This is a genomic window from Caproiciproducens sp. CPB-2 (assembly GCF_036287215.1).
Taxonomy (GTDB): Bacteria; Bacillota; Clostridia; order Oscillospirales; family Acutalibacteraceae; genus Caproiciproducens.
In genome coordinates, this window is sequence record NZ_CP142860.1 from 2,422,363 (window position 1) to 2,444,117 (window position 21,755).

The window sequence follows — 21,755 nt, forward strand, 5'->3', positions numbered from 1 at the left end:
TTTTCCTGTCCTGAGTCTCAAAAACGCATCGGATTCACCGCTTACAAATACAAGCAGCCGGAAATTCAAGATATCCTTTTATGCACGGGGGGACTGATACTGTGGCGTTGATTTTGGGCCGCAGGCTCCGGCGCTCCCGGTTCCGACCAAACCATTGCCGAGATAAAGGTGGTGCACGGAATGGTCAGAAGCATGCCGAGGCTGCCGACTAAGGACTGCAGGAACTCAACAATGATTTCCTCCTGATTCACAAGCTGCATAATCGGATAATCGGAAGCGGCATAAATGACGAGAGTGACCAGGCTGCTTCCGACGTAAGCCAGGATCAGCGTATTCATCATGGTCCCCATGATGTCCCGCCCGATGGTCAGGCCCGATTTTATCAGGATATACCGCGAAATGCGGCTGCCTCTGTTTGATTTTATTTCCACCAGCGAAGAGGCAATGGACATCGCCACATCCATGGTGGCGCCAAGCGCCCCGATGGTGACCATGGCGAAAACGACCGCCTGAAGATTGAGCGGCTGGTTCGCAAACAGCTCCATCAGCCGGGAAGACTGATCGTTGTAAAAGCCGGTCAGCTTCATGGTATGGTTGAACACCAAATAAATGCTTCCGGAGAAAACGACTCCTCCGATGCAGCCCAGCGCTGCGGCCAGGCTTTTCCGGTTCATTCCGCCCGTCAGCAGGAACGTCACACAAATGACATACACGCTGACCAGCACCGTACAGAGGTAGATATTGAACCCCGCAAGAATCATCGGAAGAAAAACATAAAAGACGGACAGGCAGGTCAAAATCAAAGCAATGACGGTATGCACTCCCTTTTTTCCGCCGAAAATCAGGATCAGCGCCGCCAGAATAACGGACAAAAGGATGATCTGGTCTATTCTCTCATAGTTTTCGAACACCCATTCCGTACTCTGGTCCTGCGTCAATTTTCCCAGGACCACTTTGTCGTTTTGACTGACCGCGGGGGGCATTGTCGGATTATCGATATAGGAATATTGGGTAGCCTGTACCATTTGACCCTTGTTTTGTCCGCTTGTGATTTTTGCAGTAAACGTCACGATTTTTCTTGTGGAATCGCTTTGATCCGGCTGGGTGCTGTTTACGGCCGTGACCTGAGCAAAGACCTGATCGTCCAATTCCGAATCCCTGCTCTGAACGATAATGCTGAGTTTATGCTGCTCCGCGATGCGGTTGCCTCCGTAAAGAAACAAAATGGATAAAATCAAAACAAAAAGATAAGCGGTCCTGTTCTGCCTGTACATCTTCATCACCTTCGTTATCAATTTGTATGACCACGAGGCAACGATTATGTAACTGATTTTACACGGCATTCGTCAGACGCTTTTTTATCAATACAATAAAATTTTTCAGCGGTCCATGAAATTTTTCAGATACTCCGAAACGGACCGGTTCATCTCCAGTGAAAAATCGGACATATATTTTCTTTTGCAGAAGGCCTCTATACTCTCCCGCGAGCCATTCTCACCGTACATACGGAGCAGTTCTTCCGGCTGCATTTCCCTGTACGAATCCGTGTGGACAATATGCTCCTTTTCAAAGCGCCCGGGTTTTCCCCTTTCCTTTTGCTGCTGAGTGGGATATCCGTAGACCACCATGACAGCCGGGAGGGTATATTCGGGCAAAGAGAGAAGCTCCCGGACCTTTTCACAGTTTTCCAGAATATCCCCGATATAGCAGGAGCCAAGCCCCAGCGAATGAGCCGCCGTTACGGAATTCTGCGCGGCGATCAGGGCGTCGGAGCAGGCGAGCAGCAGGTCCCCGGGTCCGGGCTTGCGGGGGGACAAGCCCGCGGCGCTGAACATTTTATACCACCTGTCATAATCTGCCGCGAAAATTAGAACGACCGGGGCTTTGGCAATAAACGGCTGATGATCGCAAAGGACGGATAACTGCTCCTTACTCTTGCCGTCCGTCACATCGATGATCGTGTACAGCATCATGTTTCCGGCCGTAGGCGCCTCAAACGCCGAGGCGATGATTTCGTCTTTGACGTCCTTGGGAATTTCACGGTTCTCAAAAACCCGCACAGATTTTCTTTCCCGCAGCTGTTTTAAAACTTCATTTTCCAATCTCATTTTCCTCCTGACAGCTTTTTGTGCTTATTATAGCACACTTTCATCAATGAAGGGGCCGTTTTGCAACGGCCCCTTCATTGATGAAAAAATTTTTTGCTATTTTAGAGTCCACTCCGCGCTTTGCCGCTGCAGCTGAACCATCCGGGGATAAAGCTTTCCGCGCTTCATCAGCTCCTCCGGCTTTCCCTGTTCGGCCACGACGCCGTTGTCCAGCGCGACCAGATGGTCCGCGCCCGCGACGGTCCGCATCCTGTGTGCGATAATCAGCACGGTTTTGTCCTTGACCAGACGTGAAATCGCGGTCTGGATCTGGGTTTCGTTTTCCACGTCAAGGGAGGCGGTCGCCTCGTCCAGCAGGATGACCGGCGCGTCCTTCAACAGCGCGCGCGCAATGGAGATGCGCTGGCGTTCCCCGCCGGAAAGGGTGGAGCCGTTTTCCCCGATTACGGTATGGTACCCGTCGGGGAAGCGGCGGATAAACTCGTCGCAGTTGGCGGCTCTGGCCGCGGCGTACACCTCCTGATCCGTCGCGCCCTTCCGCCCCAGACGGATATTGTTGAGGATCGTATCGTTGAACAGCACCACATCCTGAAAGACGATGGCAAAGCTTTTCAGAAGCGTTTCCGGCTCCACCGCGGTCACATCGATGCCGCCGACCGTTATTTTCCCGCGGTCCGCGTCCCAGAACCGGGCCGCCAGCTTGGCAGCCGTGCTCTTTCCGCCGCCCGAAGGGCCGATCAGGGCCGTAACCTCCCCCTGCTTCGCCGTAAACGATACGTCGTCAAGAACCGTTTCGCCGTCGTTGTAGGAAAATCCGACATGATCGAACACGATATCGTACCCATCGGGGTCGTACCGGCTGCTTCCGGCCTGAACCGGATGATTTTCCAGCTCCTTCATGCGCCGTATCTGGATCTGCGCATTGAATATTTCAGCCAGATGCATCAGGCAGACGGACAGGGGATCATACAGACGGGAAACCGTCATTAAAAAGATCAGGTAAGTCAGAAAATCGGTCCGTCCCTGCGAAAGCAGGTTGGCCCCCACTAAAATAGTGATGGCGAATCCAAGCCGCAGAATCAGCTGGGAGGAAGAAACAAAAACACCCGTTATCAGCTCCGAACGGATGGACGCCGAAATGACCCTGTCCAGTTTCCGGTCAAGCGCCGAAAGGTATTCCTCTTCCCGCCCGCACGCGCGGATATCGCGGACAGTCTCCAGACATTCCTGCACGCCGTCGGCGGCGGCCAGCTTGATGTCGACTTTCCTGGTCCCCCATTTATTCTGAATCCTTTTGCTGCCGACGGTTACGGCCAGCGCCGCGGGAAGGACGATCAGAGTAGCCAGCGCCATCCGCCAGTCCATGACGAACAGCCCGATTCCCACCAGCGCAATGGAAATAACGGACCCGAACAGCTGGGGAACCGCGTGGGAAAAGGTGTGCTCCAGCTCCGTACAGTCGCCCATCAGCGTGATGGTAAGCGCGCTCAGGTCGCGCTGTCCGAAAAAGGAGAGCGGCAGCATCCGCAGCTTTTCCGCAAGCGTCACCCGGCGGTTCGCGCTTTCCTCGTATGCGGAAACATAGGTGTTGCAGTACTGAATGTAATGCAGAATAAAAATAACAACCAGAAGCCCCACGGCAATCGCCGTGTATTTCCAGACCTTCCCGGTATCGGAAGAGCCGCCGAAGAGCGGTTTCAGGAGCTCCTGCAGGGTCAGGATCAGCAGGCCGACCGGCAGCATCAGGCTGATATCGGCCGCGGCGCTGGCGGCGATCCCCTTTTTCAGGTCTTTGGCGCCCTGCTCGCTCAGGGCAAATATCTTACGAAACATAGGAAACCTCCTTGCCGACGCTCCAGGAAACGGAGCTCTGATAGTCGCGCCACAGCGAAGCGTAAATTCCGTCGTTTTTGAGAAGCTCTTCGTGCCGGCCCTTTTCCTCGATTGTGCCGTTGGACAGCACCAGAATTTCGTCCGCATTTTTCACCGTGGAAAGCCGGTGCGCGATCATCAGCACCGTTTTTCCCTTCGTCAGCTTTTCAAAGGCCACCTGAATCTTATGCTCGTTTTCCGGGTCGGCAAAAGCGGTGGCTTCGTCCAGAACGATAATCGGCGCGTCCTTTAAGATCGCGCGTGCCAGAGCGATCCGCTGCTGTTCGCCGCCGGACAGGTAAATGCCCCTGGTCCCGATCACTGTCTGCAGGCCCTGCGGCAGTTTTTCGAGAATATCGCCGCACTGGGCCGCCCGAGCGGCCCTTTCCACCTCCGCCGCAGCGGCGTCCGGCTTCGCCGCGCGGATATTGTTAAAAACGGTATCCTTAAACAGACGGGAGTCCTGAAAGACAAACGCGATCTGCCTCATCAGCACATCCGGATCGATGTCCCGCACGTCTGTTCCGCCGATTCTGATGCTTCCGGCGTTCACATCCCAAAAACGGGGCAGCAGGCTGGCAGCCGTGGTTTTCCCGCCGCCGGAAGGGCCCACCAGCGCAACCGTGGAGCCCGCCGGGACGGTAAAACTGACGTCGCTCAGAGCCGGGATTTCCGAACCGGAATAGGTGAAGGAAACATGGGAAAATTCGATCTGCGACCCGGAAGGCATTTTCGGCATGTCCGGTTTCGGGAGCGGCTTTTCCTGCAGCAGGGAATCAATGCGGCGCACCGATTCCTCCGCAATCATTTTATAACTGGCCATATACATGATCTTATTGATCATGGCGGAACAGGCCGGAGTAAACAGGAGATAGAAAATATAGTTCTGCAGAAACAGGCGGATGTCCGGCGCATACACGGCGAAAAGGAATCCCGCCGGAATCAGAAGGAAAAAGGTTCCGTTCAGGATGGTGGTAAAAGCGGTCATCGCTTTCTTAAAGGAAAGAGCGTAAGCGGAGACGTATTTTTTATACTTCATGATAGAGCTGTAGAAGCTCTTGAAGGAATAGACGGTCTGCTGGAACACCTTTACAACGGGCACCCCGCGGACGTATTCCACCGCCTCATTGTTCATCTCCTCCAGAGAATCCTGATACACTTTCATAAAATTCATGGATTCCCCGGTCATCATTTTCATCTGGATCACAAATCCGGCGGCCATAGGAATCAGGCAGATAAGGCCGAGCCGCCAGTCAAATACGAACAGCAGGACCAGCATGGTCACCGCCGTTACAACAGTCCCGCTCAGGTCGGGAATCTGATGCGCCAGAAACGTTTCGGTCTGACCGGAGTTTTCATCGATGATTTTCCTCAGCTTTCCGCTGCTGTTCAGCGAAAAAAAGCCCAGCGGAAGCGTGACCAGATGCCGCAGGGCCTGTGATTTCATATTTCTGGCCGTATGGAACGCCGCAAGATGGGAGCACATCAGCGCCGCAAAATAGAGAACGAAGCCCACCGCGAAAGCGGCTACCGCCCACCATCCGTACAGGGCAAGGCTGCCGCCGTTGAGCGCGGACATGTCCGGAGCCGCACGCAGAACCTCCCGGACACATAACCAAATGCAGACGAACGGCAGCAGCATAAATACCGAACTGATTCCCGACAGGACACAGGCCGTCACAACAAGAGCTTTGTACTTTCCCGCAAACTCAAGCAGCCGTGGAATCCCCGTTTTTTGCTTATGCATAAATTTCCTCCTTCAATATACAAAGTGTTCAGTTAGCGTACGCTAACTACAAGCTATTGTAAAAGATGCCAAAAGGGATTTCCACTCCAAAAAGCCCCGGCTGCTCCGAAAGGCCAGCTATTTATTGCGGTATTCCGAGGGGCTCATCCCCATGATTTCCTTAAAGGCGGATGAAAACTTGCTGGGGTTCTCGTACCCCACCCGGCCCGCGATTTCCGCTACGGTAAGCTCCCTGTCGCGCAACAGTTCTGCGGCGGTCTGAATGCGGTATTCCCGCCGGTAAGCCGAAGCGCCCTTTCCGTAAATGGATTTGAAACAGTTTTTTAAGCCCGTCAGGCTGATTCCGTGCTCCCGTGCCAGCTGTGCCAGCGTGATGTTCTTTTCGAGGGAGCGCGTCAGGTGATCCCGGATATGCTTTACCTTCCGCACCTGATTCGCGTCATAATAAGGGACTGTCTCATAAGGAGAGGACGGCAAATCTTCCAGCAGGAGAAGCAGTTCCAGCGTTTTCAGCCGCAGATATCCCGCCTGTGTTTCCCAGTCTGCCCGATAGATTTCGTCAAAAATCCGCTGTATCCGTTCCGGGGATTTCAGAACAAAGCACCGGTTTTCTGGACAGAGCTTTTCGCGCAGTCCGCCCAGATGAATCTGGAAGCCGGAGAGCTGTGCTTCAAAATATTTCCCGGCGGCCCAAAGGTCCATAAAGACGGAGACGCCCTGATACATTTTAAGGGGAAAACAGTTGCCGCTGGCGGCGTTTTCCAGCATATTGACCGCGAGGTCCCCTTCTCCCATATAGGCATAGGCGCCGCGCCTGAATTCACACTCAAAGCGGCCCCTCCGGCAGTGATTGATCTCCATCATGCCGGGCTGGGGGCGACGCGGACTGAAAGCAATGAAACGTGGAAAAATCATTCAAAATCAGGTCCACCCCCGGAAACAGGCTCAGGACCGTCATAGTCCCCTCCCCGTCCTCATACCCGACATGGTAAACCGTCCGGATTCCGCTCTGTGACTCCATGCTTACCTCCGGACCAAACGCCTGTTTTGTTCTCGATACCATCGCATTCCCCCGCTTTCAGGAACAATTTTATGATTCAGTTTCATGTTAGCATATGCTAACCTCAAATACAAGAACTTTCTGAAAGACCTATAGTTCCGGCCCCTGCTCCAGCATCGACATAAAGTCCCTCATGGCCTGTGTCAGATACTTGTTTTTATGATAAATCAGTTTAAACCGCCTCCGGAAGCGGATGCCTTTCACATCCCTGCGGCACAGCAATCCGGATTTCACTTCATTCCGGACTGCCCGCGCGGAGATGACGGAAACGCCCAGTCCCGCCGCCACGGCGTTTTTAATGGTATCCGCGTTGTTGCAGGTCCAGGCGGCTTCCCAGGGAAATCCGTTTTCGGCCATTTTATCCTCAAAGGTTTTCCGGGTTCCGCTTCCTTTTTCCCTGATGATAAAATTTTCCGTCCCCAGTTCCCGCGGATCGACTTCGCCGCAGGCGGCAAAACGGTGACGGGGAGAGCAGACCAGAACCAGCTCGTCGTCCATAAAGGCGCGGCTGACAATGTCCGGAGAAACGGTTTCGCCCTCCACCAGTCCAAGGTCAACGGCGTCCTTCAGAATCAGGTCCTCTATTTTCGCCGTATTGTCCTCGACCACTTCCATCTTTACCGCCGGATTGATTTTCCGGAACCTTGAAACGGCTTCCGGCAGGACATGGGCGCCGACGGTAACGCTTGCGCCGAGGCGGACGGTTTCGCTGTGACAAAGAGCCCTCATATCGTTTTCCGCTTCGGCGTTCATGCGTATCATATGGCGCGCATAGCCCAAAAGCTTCCGCCCGGCCTGCGTAAGATAAAGCTTTCGCGACAGGCGTTCAAAAAGCCGGACCCCGTAGTGGTTTTCCAGTTCCGCAATCGCCTGGCTCACCGCGGGCTGAGAGATAAAAAGCGTTTCCGCCGCCGTTGTCATATTCATGGTGTCGCAGACCGCGACAAAGATTTTAAAATGCCTTAACGTCATGTTCTCTCCTCTACAGCATTTCCAGTTGATTCTGCAACAAGGTTGTGTTCCTCCCCTGTCAAGGGCGGGGGAGAAACATATTTTGTCTCACAAATGGAAATGGAATTGCTGTCATCATAACCATTTTCTAATAGTATCAATAAGATAATAATATTTTACTAATCGTCAGTCAAGGCGTATGATAAACGGCGAAGGAGAGAATGAAATGAAAACATTGCTCAAAAAGCTGCCGGGCATTGCCCTGACGGCGGTGATCGCCATCCCCGCGTGGCTGATCGGAAAAATCATCCCCGTTGTGGGCAGCCCCGTTCTGGGTATCCTGTTCGGCATGCTGCTGGCTTTCTGGAAAAGGCCGCAGCAGTTCAACGACGGCATCGGTTACACTTCCAAAAAGCTGCTGCAGTACTCCATCATCCTGCTGGGCTTTGAAATGAACCTGTTCAACGTCTTTAAGGTCGGAAAGCAAACACTCGTGTTAATGGCCTTTACCCTTACGGCGGCCTTTCTGACCGCCTATTTTGCCGGTAAGCTTTTAAAGCTGGACGGCAACACCAAAACGCTGATCGGGGTCGGCTCCGCCATCTGCGGCGGGTCGGCGATTGCGGCGACCGCGCCCGTCATTCACGCGGACGACGACGAAGTCGCGCATTCCATTTCGACGATCTTTCTGTTCAACGTCATCGCCGCCTTCCTGTTTCCCTTTCTGGGACATGCTCTCGGCATGAGCGACCAGAGCTTCGGTCTTTGGGCGGGTACCGCGGTCAACGACACCTCCTCCGTTGTCGCCGCCGGGTACACGTTCAGCAACGCGGCGGGCAATCTGGCGGTCATTGTCAAGCTGACCAGAACGCTGATGATCGTTCCCGTTACGCTTGTGCTGGCGGTCTATACCGGCAGAAAGAGAAGCAACAAGGGAGGCTACAGCATCACAAAAATTTTTCCGTGGTTCGTGCTGGGGTTTGTTCTCGCTTCGGTCGCCAACACCTTCCTGCCCCTGCCCGCCGGGATGGGAAGCTTTTTATCACAGGCGGGCAAATTCGTCATTGTGATGGCCATGGCGGCAATCGGACTGAACACCAATCTGGTGAAGCTGGTAAAAAGCGGCGGCAGGCCGATTCTGCTCGGTTTTCTCTGCTGGGCGGTCCTTTCGGTCACATCCCTGGCGGTACAGCATTTTATTCTTCAGGTATAAAACCGTCTCCGCACTTCGTCCATCCGCATCCGACCGGGCGGCTTGACAAAACAGAAAACCGCTATTACAATAAGTCCATGTGTAAATGAAAATCATTTGCATGTGGACTTTTTATTTCCCGATATTTCGTGACCATATCATTCTGTGCGGAGGAAGGTATCATGATAAAAACAGCACGCGGGCAGCTCCGCAAACAGAATTTCCGCGGAGGGCTCTGAAGATGACGAAAATTGAAATCATCTGCGGTTTTTTAGAAAGCGGCAAAACTACGCTGATCCAGAAGATACTGGAACAGGAATACTGCAAGGAGTACCGCCGGATCGTGATCCTCCAGTGCGAAGAAGGGCTGACGGAATTCCGCGCTTCCGCAATGGCAAACAAGGACGTTGTTCTGGCACAGATCGAACAGCCGGAAAAAATCCGGAAAAGGCTGTTCAGCAAAATGAAGGAAGAGCTTGACCCCGACCTCATTTTGATCGAATACAACGGGACATGGCCGATCGAGCAGCTGCTGCGCGTGCGGCTGCCGGCGGATTATCGGATCGACCGGGTCCTGTTCTGCGCCGAAGCTTCCACCTTTCCCCTCTATATGAAAAACACGGGAAGCATGATGCTGAACCAGCTGAGCAACGCGGACGCGGTCTTTTTTAACCGCTGCGGCGGGAATACCGACGCGCTGAAAGCGACGGTAAAAAGCTGCAACCGCACGGCGGAGCTTTGCTTTACGGAGGAAGCGGCGGAACAGTACGCCGTACGGGTCCTCAAGCCCGAGGAAGTGCGGAAAGAAAACAGCCTGCGCAAAAAAAAGCAAATCGGTACGGCAGCCGCGCTGGTCGCCCTGTATTTCCTTGCCATCCATTTCTTTCTGAACGCGCCTCCCTATATCAAAAGCATCAACATGATCTTTATCGGCATTCTGATGCAGGCCGTACCGTTTTTGCTGGTCGGCTCTTTTGTTTCCGGACTTTTACAGGTTTTTGTTTCGGACGATACCCTTGTGCGGATGTTTACCGGCCATAAGTGGCTGGGGTACCCGCTGGCCGTGGTATCCGGCTTTTTCTTCCCCATCTGCGACTGCGGAATCGTCCCGATCGCCTCGCGGCTGACCCAGAAGGGCGTCCCTTTATCAAAGGCCATGGTCTTTATGCTGGCGGCCCCCGCCATGAACCCCATTACGATCCTGTCTACGATCTACGCGTTCCCGGGACAGCCGCAATACGCGCTGTACCGTGTCCTGCTGGGGACGGTGGTGGCGCTGCTCACGGGCCTGGTCCTGAATCTGACGCATGTCCGGACCGAAGATGTCTTTCTCTCTTCCTCCGCGGCCTGCTCCTGCTCCGTGGCGACGGTCAATGTACGGGGAAGCGGCGCGGCGGCAAAAGCCGAGTCGGTACTTCTGATTTCCGGCCAGGAATTTTTCACGATGGGAAAATATATCGTAGCCGGCGCTTTCGTATGCGCCGTACTGCAGCAGGTGGTCCCCGTTTCCTACTTCAGCAATACGGGGTCCCGGATCATTCTTCCGCTGCTGCTGATGCTGCTGGCCGCCTTTTTTATGTCGGTCTGCTCCACGTCCAACGCGTTTATCGGCAGAAGCTTTCTGAATATTTTTCCTATGGCGGCGGTCATGGGCTTTATTGTAATGGGTCCCATGCTTGACCTTTCCAATTTATTGATGCTGGGCAGCAACTTCAAAAAGAGCTTTATCATAAGATTGGCCTGTACTCTGCTGACGGTCGCATACCCCGTCTTTTTACTGTTTTCCGTTTTCCTGATAGGAGGTAAGTAATGAAACGAAAAGCGAATTCCGAACTGATCTTTCAGGCGCTGATCTGTATGGCGCTCTCCGTCCTATTTGTCTTTGCGCTGATTTCGGGTAAGGCTTCCAACTATATTCATCCCCGGCTGTTCGGGTTTCTGTGGTTCGCCGCCGCCTTTCTGTTTTTGATCGGCGCCGTTATGCTGCGTTACTCAAAAACGCCGAAACACAATGCCAGGCCGCTCAAAAATATGATTCTGGTGATCCCCATCCTTACCGCGGTCCTGATCCCGGTGGGAGCGGTGCAGAGCCAGGCGATTTCCTTCGGAATTTCCGCCGGAAGTACGCGGAGCAGCAGCGCTGCCGCGCAAAGCCCCGCTTCCTCAGCTCCGGACAAAGGGACCGTGATACCGGACACCACAACCAGCAAAGACGATATTGGAATCGAGGCTTCCTCGCCCTCCTCCAGCGTGCCCGGAGAGGACAAAAACGGAGTCGTCACCGTCACCGACGAACAGTTCGCAAGCTGGTATCAGGACATCAATGAAAATATGAAAAAGTACGAGGGAAAAACCCTGAAGATGAAAGGGCAGGTTTTCCGCATGAACACGTTCGGAGCCAGCGAATTTGTCCCTGCGCGCTACGCCATGGTCTGCTGTGCCGCTGATTTGCAGCCCTGCGGGGTTCTGTGCCGCAGCAGCGCGGCTTCCCAGTATCAGGACGGCGAATGGCTCTGGGTGACCGGGGAAATCAAGATTGAAAATTACCAGGGGCAGACGATGCCCGTCTGTTACGTGACCAAAATTGAAAAAGCGGAAAAGGCAAAGCAGGACTATATTTATTTCACCTATTGACGCAACGACCATGGAAATTCCCGGCGAACGGCCGCAACGGCTTCGGGACGCCGGCAAGAATTCCATGACAGGAAAGTGAGGAAACTCAATGAGTACAAAAATCGATATTATTTCGGGCTTTCTGGGTTCCGGAAAGACAACCCTGATTAAAAAACTGCTGAACGAAAAGCTGTCCTCGGAAAAAGTGGTCATTATCGAAAATGAATTCGGAGAGATCGGGATCGACGGGGGAATCCTGAAAAACACGGGAATCCAGATCAGAGAGATCAACGCCGGCTGTATTTGCTGCACCCTTTTGGGGAACTTCGACGCCGCTTTAAAGGATGTATTGAAAAAATACCACCCGGACAGGGTCATCATTGAGCCCTCCGGCGTCGGCAAGCTTTCCGACATTACAGAGGCCTGCAGAAAGGCCATCACTCAGTCGGACAGCAGAATCAATATACAAGCAGTAATTGTTGATCCAATAAAATACAAAATGTATATTAAAAACTTTTCGGAATTTTTCAGCAATCAAATCGAATGCGCGAAGACAGTCATTCTGAGCCGGACCCAGAAGGTCGAAGCGGAAAAGCTGTCGGAAGTGGTCAAGGATATCAAAGCCCGCAATCCTTCCGCCAAAATCATGACGACCCCGTGGGAGGAGCTTTCCGCGGAGACTATCCTCGCCGCGGCGGAGCAGGAGGGCGCCGTTCCGCTGATTGAACAGGAAGCCCCGCACAAGCACGGCGGTCACTGCGGAGACCATGAGCATGAGTACGGGGATCACTGTGAAGGCCATGAGCATGACCACCACGGGGAAGGACATGTGCACGACCACCACGGGGAAGGACATGTGCACGACCACCATTGTGAAGGACATCACCACGCCGACGATGTGTTTGAGAACTGGGGTGTGGAAACGCCGCGCACCTTCTCCGAAAAGGAACTCCGAGAGATCCTGCGCACGCTTTCCGATTCCGAAAAATACGGCACGGTTCTGCGCGCAAAAGGGATTTTGCCCATGGATGAAAAGGACTGGACACAGTTCGATTTCGTGCCGGAGGAGTTCGGGCTTCGTCCGATCGCCCCCGACTATACGGGCCGCCTGTGCGTGATCGGGGTAGGCCTCAACCGCCCGGCGCTGGCGGAGCTGTTCGGCGTCTGACGGCCCTTGCCCTGCCGGGTCCGATTGTTGCGGGATATTGACATCCGGCTCCCTTGACTGTAAACTGATGGAGAAACCAGGCATGTTGTCAGGCAAGTCGGGGAATTTGCCCGAAAGGGAGCTGATCGTTTTGGCAAGACCAACCAAGTGGAGAAAAATTGAAAATATCCCTACCATCCCCTATTTTGTCCCCTCCGAAACAGAGTCCGCGGAAGTCCCGGAAAACATTCTCAAGCTGGAGGAGCTGGAAGCCGTACGCCTGAAAGACCTGGAAGGGCTGGAGCAGGGCGAATGCGCCGAAAGAATGGAAGTATCCCGCCCGACTTTTCAGCGCATCCTGCTTTCCGCAAGGGAAAAGATCGCAGACAGCCTGATTAACGGGAAAACCATCCATGTAGAGGGCGGAAACTTCACGCGCAATATCTGCCCGGTAAAATGCCGGAGCTGCGGCAAAGAGTGGATGGAAAGCTTTGAGAGCCTCGCTCCGATCCGGAACGGCGAATACGCCTGCCCTTCCTGCGGCTCAAAGGAAGTAAGCTGCGGCAAAAGCTGCAAGGGGAAATTCTGTCGCAGAAACTGCTGCCGGTTCGGCGGAAACAACGAATAAAACGCGATCGACATACAGAAAGGCCGAAGGAAATTTCCTTCGGCCTTCTTTTGTGCGATTTTATCAGCAGATATTGACTTATGCCCATAATTATACTATAATTATGGGCATAAGACCAAAATTCAAGCATCGCAATAACAGATTACAAAAAATCAGGAGGAAACGGAAAATGAAAATTGCAGTTGCAAGCGACGACAAAGGCAGGTTGGTAACGGGGCACTTCGGCCATTGTGAAGGATTTGCACTCTTTGAAACGGAAAACCGGCAGATTACGGACAGGGAATTTGTTCCGAATCCCGGCCATAAACCCGGTTTTCTGCCGAATTTCCTGAACGACCGCGGAGTAAAGGTCGTCATCTCCGGCAGTATGGGCGACGGGGCGGCGGAGATTTTTAAAGAGAAAGGGATCGAAATCTTTACCGGAGTGACCGGCGAGACCGAAGCCGCGGTCGGCAGCTATTTAAACGGCACACTGAAGTCTTCCGATTCGGTGTGCCACGAGCATCAGCACGCGGGCGAATGCGGAGAATAACGCCGACCGAAAAAGAACAGTACCCGTTGAGACTGAAAGGTCTTTTCGGGTACTGCTTCTTTCCGGACGATTTCTGCCGGAAACGTCTGAAAGGATTTTCCGTATGTTTATGCGCCTGTTTATTCCTCAACGAGGAAATCCTTAATTTTATCCAGAATCTTCCGGTCGTCGGAATGAATATTCAGCCGAAGGGGCTTGGTCAAATCGATGCTGAAAATCCCCATAATCGATTTGGCGTCCACAATATGCATTCCCTCAATAATTTCAAAATCCACTTCCTCATTGCTGATGCTGGCAGTGAATTTTTTTACCTTCTCAACGCTGTCCAAAAGTATTTTCACAGTCATCATAATCTGATTTCCTATCTCCTTACTGAATGGATTTTCTTTGGTTATTGGCCCTGTCGATCACCTTCTGCCGGAAATTAATGACCTGATGCTCATATTCCTGATTCATCAGACTGGAATTAATCAGGAAATCGGCGGTCGCCTTATTATTCGCTATCGGAATATCGTACACCTGGGCGATTCTCAGCAGCGCCTTTACGTCGGGATCATGCGGCTGTGCTTCCAGCGGATCGGAAAAGAAGATCACAAAATCGATATTTCCCTCCACGATTTTAGCGCCGATCTGCTGGTCGCCGCCAAGCGGTCCGCTGTTATAGCCCTTTACGGGAAGGCCTGTCCGGTCGGTCACCATCCTTGCCGTCGTTCCGGTGCCGCACAAAAAATGGTTTTTCAGAACATCCTGATTTTTCGCGCACCACTCAATCAGTTCCTGTTTTTTTCCGTCATGGGCAATCAGCGCGATTTTTTTCTGTTTTCCGATTGTAAAGGTAATAAACTCATTATCCATAAATCATTCTCCTGTCTTATTGTTTCCATCGGCTCTTCGCGTATCCTGAAATGATTTTTCTATTGTTCCTAAAGTCTCCGGATCAAGTCCCGATCGCCATTCGGCGATTTACCATATTATAGCAGATGGCCACAGGGAGTTCAAGGGAATCCGAGTGCTCCGGAGCAGCGTGGAAAGCTGCAAACCTTCCGGAATCATCTGCACAAAAGGCGCTGTGTGAGGATATCGGAAAAGATTTCCATCCCGTCCGTTCGCACAATCCGGATCGCATCGCCAAACTGTCCGCTCTGGGGCAGAATGGACGAAAGGATATTTTCCTGTTCCAAAATCCGTTCCGGGTGAAAAACCACATTTTTTTGGCCGTTAAAAATCGCCACATAAAAAATCCCCGTTTCGACAAGGTCCTGAAAGAAATGGCTGCCATAGGACAGCTCCGGCATCAGTCCCTCCGTGGGCGACGCTACCTCACAGATCACCGCCATGTTGCAGAGCTCGGAAAAATGCACGGGGACGCCCAAAGAAGGCGTCGTCGTCCCCCAGCGCCCGGGGCCCATCAACAGGACATTCTTCCCCTTCAGCGCGGTATTGATCATGCCGATCTGCCGCGCGACCATATATTTATTCTGCTCACTCAGATTCAGATACGCAGGCGCGTGTACATAAACGACATAATCGATGGGCAAATGCACGTTTCCGCCCATGAAATTTCCCTCGGAAGCGAAAAAGCAGTCCCGTTCATCCGTGAGCGCGGGAATTTCCACGGATTTTCCCAGCCCCCGCGTCTGCAGCGGCCGGCACTGCAGAAGGTTTACTTTAAAGGACCGGTCCGTTCTGAAATTTGCCGTAAATTCAATATCCACAGGATAGTTATATACGTTCGACAGAAGCGCCAGCAGGTCTTTCATAAAGCGGGGAAACTCCGTCGTTTTCAGCAGCTTTTCAAAGTGGAGGATATGCGGTATTTTTTTGTCGCTGTAGCCCAGCTCGCGCAGCCGCGCGGCCGCCCGGAAGTCCTGTCCGGCAAACAGCTCCCTGTCCGTATGGATATCATACGACAAAATTTCTTCCAGTCCCTTGCCGGTCAAAGCGTTTTCCGGAAGAGAAAGGACGTCGACAAAGTGCTGGGAAAACTTCTGCTGATCGTCGTAATCCGTCGGCGGGGTGCGCAGGGGGTCGTCCAGACAGACGATCCTGACATAGTCGCCGACCGTTCTGTCCACCGCCCGGGTACCGAGCCCGAACACCAGCCGGAGCATGCCGGCCTCCATGTCGACGGTTTTATCCCAGACATAAAGGTTGGAGGAGTTCCCTACGCCGGCAAGATGCGGGAAAAAGTTTTCCCCGTGGTAATCCCCGGAAACGCGCTGGACCAGAATGGCCATCTGCTCATCCTTTTCGGAGAGCCCCCTGCTGATCCGGTAGGAAAGCGCGTCTTCGTTCATCGTGCTGGCGTAAACCGTACGGATCGCCCGTTCAAAGGCTTCGTAGCGTTCTTCGGGGGTGCCCTGATTCACGCAGAAGATGCTGTCGTACTTTCCGGCGAACGCATTGCCGAAGTTGTCCTCCAGTAAGGAACTGGAACGCACGATAATAGGAGACTGGCCGAAATGCTCCAGCATCTGGAGAAACTGCTCCTGAATCGTCTCCGAAAACCTGCCGTGCAGAAGCCTTTCCTTCAATTCCGGGGCGTATTTGAAATAGCCGCCTTCCGTTTTCTGCTTCATCCGCAGCTTCCACAGGCCGTTTTGAACAAGATAAGTATAAAAAAGATCGGAACCGAGGTAATAGGAGTCGTGGGGTTCCAGAAAGGGAGTGAACCGGTTTCCGCCGTCCTTCTCCAGTATTTTCCGGGCAAGCAGCATGCCGACACTTTTACCGCCGATAAACCCTGTCCCGACCTCCCGGGCATAGATCATCAGGATATCGTTCAGAGTAAAATAGCGGTCGCACAGCTCAAACATTCTGGATTTTTCCCCGATCAGCATGGACATCAGGTCCCTTTTGACCGCTTCCCGCCGTTCCGGGGCAAGGTGGACGGCCTCTTTCGCCCGGTTGAAGATCACGTCCCAGTAGTCAAGCCGCTCTTCCCCGCGGCTGATTCCGGAAAAAAGCTCGGCGGCGTCCGCGCTGGACGTGATGGAGACCGCCTCCCCCTCCTGGATCAGATGGGGAAAAAACATGGTGGGGGAATAGCGCTTGAGCACCTTGAGCGGATGGATATAGAATTTTCCGCCGACCTGATACAGGTCGAGCAGAAGTTGCGTCGTCTCACGGATTCCGGCAATGGTGCCGTAGGTGTGGATATTGCGCATGATCGCGAAATAGGCGACCGTGTCCAGTTCGTACAGGAACGGGCAGGTCACTTTAAAGAAGTTTTCGATCATCAGGTCGGAATGCCAGTATTCCAGCAAATCGGTCAGACAGTCAAAAACATAGAAGGCCTTTCTGCCCTCCTGCTTCACCAGACTGTATACTTCCGCGACAAAGCTTTCAAAGCCTTTCTGCGCCTCGATCCGATAGAGCCTGATATCCGGGCTGTCCTGCAGAATCGGTTCGTGTCCGGCAAAACGGACGTAGATCAGTTTTCTGTGATCCCGCTTCGCCTGTGCGGCAAACGGTTCCGCCATTTTCCGGTAATCGGCCGCGGTATCCACCTGCCAGACCACGTTGTCCCCCAGCCTGAGGCTGTCGATCACCCGGTCAAAGCCGCCCAGCCCGGTGCTTACCCGTTCGTGTATGTTCATGCCGCACCTCCGTTTTGCTGATTCCGAAAACAATTTTTTCTTATTATAACACAAACGATGCCACATTTCCGCGGCATCGTTTTTTATTATGTTATGATCGCATTCAGGTGGAGGACCGGATCACCAGCTCCGTCGGAAACACAATGTTCCGGACCATGCCGGTATCTCCGCAGATACGGCTGTACAAAACATCCGCCGTCGTTTTCCCCATCTCCTGAACAGGTACGGAAATCGTCGTAAGGCCGGGGAAAGTATAGGAGGAGATGGAGTCGTTGTTGAAACCGATCACCGCGACGTCCTGCGGAACGGTAAGCCCCATTTCCTTAATCAGGGGAAGAACGGCGGACGCCAGCGTATCGTTTCCGACAAAGATCGCGTCGGGGCGGTCTTCCGCGGGCATGGATAAAAGCCCGCGGACGCCGTTCAGGCAAACGCCGATGTCCCATTTACAGTCGAGCATCCACTCCGGACGGTATTCCAGCCCGGCAAGCTCCAACGTGGAACGGATGGCGATCTGCCGCTTGTCGCTGCGGAAATCCTTCAGGTTGGCGCCGCCGACATAGGCTATTTTCCGGTACCCCCGGTCGATCAGATGGCGGACAGCCTGAACGGACGCATTGAACAGATCGAAGCCGATATTATCCAGACTGCCGTACGCCGTGTCGCAGCCCACCACATACCTGACACGGCTGCAGACGTAGCGGAACGCGTCCTCGGGAAGATCATCCATGATGACCAGCCCGTCCAGGTCCCGCCCGAAGGTGAGATCGAGCTTCTGGGGATTGCTCAGCTCGCTGTAGTTGCGTACCGTCGTGATGATGCAGTTATGCTCCAGCAGCCTGCTTTCCAGCGCCGATAAAATGGAGGAAAAATACGGGTCTGCGTATTTTTCCGCGGTCATGGACAAAATACAACAGATATTTTTGGCCTGCACCTTCGGCAGCCGCCGTTTATAAGAATAATTGAGGGCGGCGGCGGCGTCCTTCACTCTTTTGCGCGTCTTTTCGGTCGCCTTATAATTCGCGTCCCCAGACAAAATTCGCGATACCGTTGCGATGGACACATCCGCATATTTTGCCACATCCCTGATTGTCGACATCATGTTCCTCCTATCAATGCGCAGTTGTTTGCCAAACAAATTATAAACATTCGCCAATAAAATGTCAATCCAAAGTAAAAAAGCCGAAAAAGGAAAGTTATCCTTCTGCAAATTTCCCAAAGGAAAGATTATTTGGGGATACTAACGGTTAAACGAGGACAAATTCCAGGCAGGAGAATCTGAAAATCATAGTTGCCAGTCATTGTTTACTAAACTAATAATTTCTTTTCCTAAAATATTACTGCGGTTTTTCAGAAAAGCTCTTGTGATATTTCACAGAGCTAAGATATATTTATTAAAATTAATCACAAAAATACATTATAAAAAGATATTTTTGACAAATATGATTTACAAATTGATTTTTCAATGCTACAATACTTTCAGGTTGTTAAGAAAACAAATTATTGTTTCACTAATCGATTCATTTGCAACCGCGGATAGGAGTATGTAACATGTCAAAAAAATTTGCTTTCATCGGTTCGGGATCCCTGGAATTTACAAGAGATCTGGTTCGTGATATCCTTACCTTTGACGCTTTTCGGGACTGTGAAATCGCGTTGATGGATATCGATTCCAAAAGGCTTTCCTATTCCAGGAAGGCAGTGGAAAAAATAATTGAAAAGGGCAGCTACCCCGCAAAGGTATCGGCGACTTTGGACCGCCGCGAGGCCCTGAAAGGCGCGGACGGCGTCCTGATTACCATTCTGCAGGGCGGCGTCGACGTATGGCGCCACGATATTGAAATTCCCGCAAAATACGGGGTCGATATCTGTGTCGGCGATACGAGAGGACCGTCCGGTATTTTCCGGTTTTTAAGGACCGCGCCCGTTATGCTGGAGATCATCCGCGATGTGGAAGCTCTGTGCCCGGACGCAATCGTCCTGAACTATACAAACCCCATGGCGCTTCTGTGCGGATATCTGCAGCGCCAGACCAAGGTAAACGTGACCGGCCTGTGCCACAGCGTACAGGGAACCGCGGAAATGCTCGCCGGCTTTATCGGCGCGAAGCCGGAGGAACTGACTTACACCTGCGCCGGGATCAACCATCAGGCGTTTTACCTGAAAATGGACTGGAAGGGACAGGACGCGCTGCCGCTGCTGAAAAAAGCGGTGCTGGAAAAGCCGGAGGTCGCGGCGGAAGAACCGGTCCGGTCCGAAATGTTCCTCAATCTGGGCTATTATCCGACGGAGTCGTCCGGGCACAATTCCGAGTACAACGCCTGGTTCCGCAAACGTCCGGATTTAATCGAAAAATACTGCACGCACGGCACGGGCTGGAACCCGGGCGCCCACGCCTACATATTGGATGAGTATCTGAAAAGAGAATGCTCCTGGGAAAGCGAATTCCAGAAGATGCTGGAAGAAGAGGAGTTCGATCTCAAGAGGGGCGACGAATACGCTTCCAATATTTTCAACGCCGTCTTCGGCGACCACACTCCGTTTGAGTTTAACGGCAACCTCAGGAACTTCGGCCTGATCGACAATCTGCCCGACGGGGCCTGTGTAGAAGTACCCGTCCTGTCCTCCCGCGCGGGAATCCGCCCGTTCCACGTCGGCAAACTGCCCGACAACCTCGCGATTCTGGTCAACACCTCTTCCCGCTGCGAGGAACTGGCGATCGACGGCGCGATCGAAGGGGACCCGTGGAAAATTTTCCAGGCGGTTCTGTTCGATCCCCTTACCTCGGCCGTGCTCTCCATGGCGGAAACCAAGCAGATGGTACAGGAAATGCTGGATAAAAACAAGGAATACCTGACCTATTTCAAATCGCTCGCCATTTAAATCGATTTATTTTGGCTCACCCTGCTCCCGCAGCAGGTAAGATACAATCAAATTCAAACAATGGAGGATTGAAATGAAAAAGTTTACATCTTGTGTACTTGCCGTCGCTCTGGCAGCTTCCCTGCTGACCGGGTGCGGTGCACCCGCTGCAAACTCCGATTCCTCGGCCGCAGGAAAGTCGGGCGCCGCCACCACGATTACCCTGTGGTCCCATATCGACGAGAACTGGAACCCCGCTCAGGACAAAATGATCGCGGATTTTGAAGCGGCGAATCCCGACATTAAAGTGGTACGCGAATCTTTTCCCTATGACGAGTTTGAATCCAAGACGCAGACCTCCCTTTTAAGCAAGGAAGGCGGAGCGGATGTTTATCAGCTGTGGGGCGGCTGGGCGATCGATTACGCCAAGACCGGGGCCTTCTCTCCCGTACCGGATACATACATGGAGAAGGTAAAGTCGGACAGCTACGAGCCTGTCATCGGTTCCTTCGGCTACAAAGGAAAGTACTACGGCGTCCCGCTGGAGTTCAACATCGAATACGGCGGGCTGCTGGTCAACACCCCGAAATTCAAGGAGCTGGGCATTCAGTACCCCACCACATGGGACGATATGATCAACATCGCCAAGAAGAATTCCTCCTCCGACGGCGCGGTGTATCACCTTCGCGGACTGGATTTCGTTGGGTGGGATACGCTTCCCTACACCTGGCTGTCCATGATTCTTTCCTCCGGCGGCAAATACATGGAAGGCGACAAGTTCAACTTCAACAATCCTGTCGGCGTCGAAACCATGCAGAAGCTTGTGGACTATGTTGCCGTTGATAAGATCACAAACCTCGACGGCCTGACCAACGCCAGCGACACGGAGCCCTATCAGAAGCTTTTCACCAGCGACGAGGAGCTGATGGTTCCCCGCGGACCGTGGACGGTCTCGGAAGGCATCCATGTCGACGGCCTGGAGTACGGAAAGGATTTCGAGTACGTTGCAATGCCGTTCTACGGCCCGCAGAAGCTGTTCGCGGCGGAAACCGGCTGGGGGCTGGCGGTCAACGCTTCCTCGAAAAATCAGGAAGCGGCATGGAAGTTCGTTGAATTCTGGACCGATCCCGACAGAGTGCTGGATTACAACATTGCCTGCGGCATGGTGCCCGCATCCAAAACCGCGGCCCACAATCCGGAGCTGCTGAAGGCGATGCCTTATCTTGAGCCGCTGGTAAACATTCTGGACGGCGGCAAGTTCATCGGTTATTTCAACACGGATAAACTGAAGGAAAATGTAAAAAACACCTTTATTGATATCGTGAACAACAAGACCCCTGTGGCTGAAGCGCTTGAAAAACTTGACAGCACAATGAACGCGGAATAATCATTGCACATGAAAATACGGCGGGCTTTTGACAAAGGAGAGAGCCCGCCGTCTCTC

At 52.9% G+C, this 21,755-nt stretch carries 19 protein-coding genes; 8 read left to right on the forward strand and 11 right to left on the reverse strand.

The window, feature by feature from the left end; all coding sequences use genetic code 11:
- Positions 1–65: 65 nt before the first annotated feature.
- From VXK30_RS12030 to VXK30_RS12060, 7 genes are all read right to left on the reverse strand, one after another.
- Positions 66–1,274, reverse strand: coding sequence for a YibE/F family protein (locus tag VXK30_RS12030; RefSeq protein WP_275713864.1), 1,209 nt, complete (start codon positions 1,272–1,274; stop codon positions 66–68).
- A 105-nt stretch (positions 1,275–1,379) separates the two neighbouring features.
- Positions 1,380–2,108 (reverse strand): nitroreductase family protein, encoded by a 729-nt coding sequence (locus tag VXK30_RS12035; protein ID WP_442867965.1) that lies wholly within the window; start codon positions 2,106–2,108, stop codon positions 1,380–1,382.
- A gap of 96 nt (positions 2,109–2,204) precedes the next feature.
- Entirely contained in the window at positions 2,205–3,941 is a 1,737-nt protein-coding gene (locus VXK30_RS12040; protein ID WP_275713866.1) for an ABC transporter ATP-binding protein, read from the reverse strand.
- Positions 3,931–5,727: an ABC transporter ATP-binding protein gene (locus tag VXK30_RS12045; RefSeq protein WP_275713867.1), complete on the reverse strand. Its 1,797-nt coding sequence runs from the start codon at positions 5,725–5,727 to the stop codon at positions 3,931–3,933. Before VXK30_RS12045 ends, VXK30_RS12040 begins: the two co-directional genes overlap by 11 nt.
- A gap of 117 nt (positions 5,728–5,844) precedes the next feature.
- On the reverse strand, positions 5,845–6,591 hold the full coding sequence (locus VXK30_RS12050) for a helix-turn-helix domain-containing protein (protein ID WP_329493374.1): 747 nt from the start codon (positions 6,589–6,591) through the stop codon (positions 5,845–5,847).
- Positions 6,554–6,748: a hypothetical protein gene (locus VXK30_RS12055; RefSeq protein WP_275713869.1), complete on the reverse strand. Its 195-nt coding sequence runs from the start codon at positions 6,746–6,748 to the stop codon at positions 6,554–6,556. The genes VXK30_RS12050 and VXK30_RS12055 overlap by 38 nt, the downstream gene beginning before the upstream one ends.
- Positions 6,749–6,877: 129 nt before the next feature.
- Entirely contained in the window at positions 6,878–7,759 is an 882-nt protein-coding gene (locus VXK30_RS12060) for a LysR family transcriptional regulator (protein ID WP_275713870.1), read from the reverse strand.
- A gap of 205 nt (positions 7,760–7,964) precedes the next feature.
- Here VXK30_RS12060 and VXK30_RS12065 point away from each other — a divergent pair, with 205 nt between their 5' ends.
- The 6 genes from VXK30_RS12065 (at position 7,965) to VXK30_RS12090 (ending at position 13,850) form a co-directional block, all read left to right on the forward strand.
- On the forward strand, positions 7,965–8,951 hold the full coding sequence (locus VXK30_RS12065; RefSeq protein WP_275713871.1) for a YeiH family protein: 987 nt from the start codon (positions 7,965–7,967) through the stop codon (positions 8,949–8,951).
- A 220-nt stretch (positions 8,952–9,171) separates the two neighbouring features.
- Complete coding sequence (locus VXK30_RS12070; protein WP_275713872.1) at positions 9,172–10,740, forward strand: permease; 1,569 nt, start codon at positions 9,172–9,174, stop codon at positions 10,738–10,740.
- A complete protein-coding gene (locus VXK30_RS12075) occupies positions 10,740–11,564 on the forward strand; it encodes a TIGR03943 family putative permease subunit (protein WP_275713873.1) in 825 nt (274 codons plus the stop codon). The genes VXK30_RS12070 and VXK30_RS12075 overlap by 1 nt, the downstream gene beginning before the upstream one ends.
- An 88-nt stretch (positions 11,565–11,652) precedes the next feature.
- A complete protein-coding gene (locus VXK30_RS12080; protein ID WP_275713874.1) occupies positions 11,653–12,711 on the forward strand; it encodes a CobW family GTP-binding protein in 1,059 nt (352 codons plus the stop codon).
- A 130-nt stretch (positions 12,712–12,841) separates the two neighbouring features.
- The gene (locus tag VXK30_RS12085; protein ID WP_275713912.1) at positions 12,842–13,318 is read left to right on the forward strand and encodes a DUF134 domain-containing protein; all 477 of its coding nucleotides are present in this window, start codon (positions 12,842–12,844) and stop codon (positions 13,316–13,318) included.
- 169 nt (positions 13,319–13,487) lie between these two features.
- Complete coding sequence (locus VXK30_RS12090) at positions 13,488–13,850, forward strand: NifB/NifX family molybdenum-iron cluster-binding protein (RefSeq protein ID WP_275713875.1); 363 nt, start codon at positions 13,488–13,490, stop codon at positions 13,848–13,850.
- 119 nt (positions 13,851–13,969) lie between these two features.
- Here the strand turns inward: VXK30_RS12090 and VXK30_RS12095 are convergent, their stop codons facing one another.
- The 4 genes from VXK30_RS12095 to VXK30_RS12110 all read right to left on the reverse strand — a co-directional run bounded on the left by VXK30_RS12095 (position 13,970) and on the right by VXK30_RS12110 (position 18,548).
- Positions 13,970–14,200, reverse strand: coding sequence for an HPr family phosphocarrier protein (locus VXK30_RS12095; RefSeq protein WP_275713876.1), 231 nt, complete (start codon positions 14,198–14,200; stop codon positions 13,970–13,972).
- A 19-nt stretch (positions 14,201–14,219) separates the two neighbouring features.
- Positions 14,220–14,705, reverse strand: coding sequence for a methylglyoxal synthase (locus VXK30_RS12100; protein ID WP_275713877.1), 486 nt, complete (start codon positions 14,703–14,705; stop codon positions 14,220–14,222).
- Positions 14,706–14,899: 194 nt separating this feature from the next.
- On the reverse strand, positions 14,900–17,449 hold the full coding sequence (locus tag VXK30_RS12105; protein ID WP_275713878.1) for a PEP/pyruvate-binding domain-containing protein: 2,550 nt from the start codon (positions 17,447–17,449) through the stop codon (positions 14,900–14,902).
- Between the two features lie 103 nt (positions 17,450–17,552).
- On the reverse strand, positions 17,553–18,548 hold the full coding sequence (locus tag VXK30_RS12110) for a LacI family DNA-binding transcriptional regulator (protein WP_275713879.1): 996 nt from the start codon (positions 18,546–18,548) through the stop codon (positions 17,553–17,555).
- A gap of 452 nt (positions 18,549–19,000) precedes the next feature.
- On the opposite strand from VXK30_RS12110, the gene melA reads away from it, so the two are divergent.
- Both melA and VXK30_RS12120 read left to right on the forward strand, forming a co-directional pair.
- The gene (gene melA, locus VXK30_RS12115) at positions 19,001–20,332 is read left to right on the forward strand and encodes an alpha-galactosidase (protein WP_275713880.1); all 1,332 of its coding nucleotides are present in this window, start codon (positions 19,001–19,003) and stop codon (positions 20,330–20,332) included.
- A gap of 73 nt (positions 20,333–20,405) precedes the next feature.
- The gene (locus VXK30_RS12120; RefSeq protein ID WP_275713881.1) at positions 20,406–21,698 is read left to right on the forward strand and encodes an extracellular solute-binding protein; all 1,293 of its coding nucleotides are present in this window, start codon (positions 20,406–20,408) and stop codon (positions 21,696–21,698) included.
- Positions 21,699–21,755 lie beyond the last annotated feature (57 nt).